General features: G+C 64.3%; 2 protein-coding genes. Both read right to left on the bottom strand.

What is annotated here, in order from left to right:
* On the bottom strand, positions 1–951 hold a 951-nt coding region (locus HKK74_RS38810), incomplete at its 3' end, for an IS630 family transposase (RefSeq protein ID WP_246492426.1).
* Between the two features lie 210 nt (positions 952–1,161).
* Positions 1,162–1,665, bottom strand: coding sequence for a hypothetical protein (locus tag HKK74_RS38805; protein WP_187248428.1), 504 nt, complete (start codon positions 1,663–1,665; stop codon positions 1,162–1,164).
* Positions 1,666–1,862 lie beyond the last annotated feature (197 nt).

Here is a 1,862-nt window from a genome sequence, read left to right as displayed (position 1 = left end):
GGTCGCGCGGTGCTGGCGGTGTAGTTCGCCGATCACGGTCCCATCGGCGATGTCGAACGCCGCGAACAAGGTCGTGATGCCGTGCCGCGCGTAGTCATGAGTGCGGCGCTCGGGCATGCCCGGCATCATCGGCAACACCGGCTGTGACCTGTCCAGGGCCTGGATCTGGGACTTCTCATCGGTGCACAGCACCACCGCCTTCTCCGGCGGATCGTGGTAGAGGCCGACGATGTCGACGACCTTTTCCACCAGCAACGGATCGGTGGACAGCTTGAAGGTGCCGCTCCGGTGCGGCTTGAGCCCGAAGTCCCGCCAGATCCGCCCGATCGTGGACTTGCTCAGCCCGCTGCGCTCGGCCATCGAGGCCCGCGACCAGTGCGTGGCGTTACGGGGTGTCTCCTCCAAGGTCGCCACCACCACCTGCTCCACCTGGTCGAGGGTGATCGAGGGTGGCCGGCCCGGCCGGTCCTCGTCCATCAAGCCATCCAGCCGCAGCCTGACGAACCGGTTACGCCATTTGGACACCGTGTCGGGATGCACCCGCAACTCGGCGGCGATGTCGGTGTTGCTCTTGCCGTCCGCGCACGCCAACACGATCTTCGACCGCATCGCCAGCACCTGCGAAGACTTCGCCCGCCGCGCCCACCGCTCCAACCTCGCCCGCTCCGCCTCGGTCACCACCAACTCGGCCTTGGGCCGCCCGTCCCGCGGCGCATCCAGCAACGCATCCAACCCACCCCGGGCAAACGCCGCCCGCCACCTGCGCACAGTCGCCACCGACACCCCCAGCTCCCGCGCGACCCGCGCGTTACTGGCTCCGGACCCAGCGCACGCCAGCACGATCCTCGCCCGGACAGCCACCCTCGACGACTCCACCGACACACCGACCAACCGAGCACGCTCAGCATCGGTCAGCTCGATCTCGACCGCGGACGGACCTGGATACGACATACCAGCAGCATACAAACTTACCCGACGAATTTCAGACGCATGACATTAGTTGGACCACTGTCCGGAAGATCCGGGGCACCTCACCTCGTGTTCGGCGGCGCTGGTCCTTTTCGCATTCATGCCCGCATTCAAGTCCTGTTCTGAGAAAGTGGTCGAGCTGCAGGTGGTGGGGTGGCGCGGCATGCGGTCACGCGGCATACCGGACATGCACTACCGCTCCGGCTGAGCCTCGCTCAGGACGAGATTAATTGTGCCGACGACCAAAGCGATCAGGCCCAGGAACGCCATCACAAAGTACAGGGGATTGGACGATGGGAAGTTATCAACGTCCGCAGCCGGCACGGCGCGCGTAACCTCGTGTGGGTCGTAGAAGATTTCGAACGGGTCGCCGATCCGTTTCTCCCCCTGAGTGGAGCAAGGGTTTCGCGAGCAGGACTCGAGTAGCACGCGGGACTGCTTGAATTCGCCGTCGACGGGGTAGCTGACCGTACCGTAGGTCACCTTGTACCTGCCATTTTCGTACTCTGTTGGTTCAACCTTGGTGATCGCCGCAGTCGTGATGACTGCGCGCTGACGGAAGGCCTCGTAGTCAGCGTACGACCAATAGCTTACGCCGATGGCTACGCCGAGCAGGATTAGCCCGGCGAGCAGTGGACCGTAGACCTCGACCTGGCGCAGCCGCGCGGGCGCTCCCTTGAGATCAAGGCGCCGCATCCATACCACCTCATGTCATCCCGCCATCGTGTCTGTTCATCGGACGAGTTGGAAGGATGGGTGGTTCCAAACTTCAGCGCTTGATGAGTGAAGTACAGCGGCAACGTGCGGCAACCGCTCCGGAAAGTACGACCCGCTCGTGATCGCGCGGCGCGAGGAGTTGGCCAATGGCTGATTGCCTCACGGGGGTTCCCCCC

This window comes from Actinomadura alba, assembly GCF_014323705.1.
GTDB classification, from domain to species: domain Bacteria; phylum Actinomycetota; class Actinomycetes; order Streptosporangiales; family Streptosporangiaceae; genus Actinomadura_C; species Actinomadura_C alba.
Note: the sequence above shows the minus strand (reverse complement) of the source record. Positions and strands in the feature narration are given on the sequence as shown.